The organism is Acinetobacter sichuanensis (genome assembly GCF_003024515.2).
GTDB lineage: Bacteria > Pseudomonadota > Gammaproteobacteria > Pseudomonadales > Moraxellaceae > Acinetobacter > Acinetobacter sichuanensis.
Map to the genome: position 1 here is coordinate 1 of NZ_PYIX02000223.1, position 568 is coordinate 568.

The window sequence follows — 568 nt, forward strand, 5'->3', positions numbered from 1 at the left end:
TTGTAGCATCCAATGCTGCAGCGTCAATAGCATCATCCCGTGCAGCATTCGCTTTAGTTGTAGCATCTGCCATAACTGCTGACATAAGTTGACCAAGTGTGTTGTCAATCGCTGCATTGTTATCGGCTATCTGATCATTTGTGTACAATTTCGCCTGATCTAATTCAGACAGTCCAGTGTCATGCCAAATGCCTGTAATTGGGCTTACACCTTCGGCTGAAGTTCGCTCCCAGCGATAGACTTTCTTTGTATCATCAAGCTTGGCACGAGTCTCAGCAAAACTTGGGGTGTAAGCACGCATAGCAGCTTCATTTGCAAAGCCTAAATAAAAGCCTTTTGCTACGACTTCATCTGCTTTAAGTTCCGCTTCTTCAGCAACCAATGGCAATGACTTAAAAGGATCTCCGTAGCGTGGACTGATTACTTTCTTTTCGTTGACAGCCTCACCTGTATCACTAATATCACGCTCTAAGTTCGCAAACGTTTGATTATCTAACGCCATATTTCCCTCGACAATAAAAAAGCGCTCAATTGAGCGCTATATATTTGATTAAGTTTAGAAAAAGGA

The 568-nt window shown here is 42.6% G+C and carries 1 pseudogene; it reads right to left on the reverse strand.

The features are described from left to right. Window positions 1–502: pseudogene (locus tag C9E89_RS23145) on the reverse strand (hypothetical protein); the annotation flags it as partial. Between the last annotated feature and the right edge of the window lie 66 nt (window positions 503–568).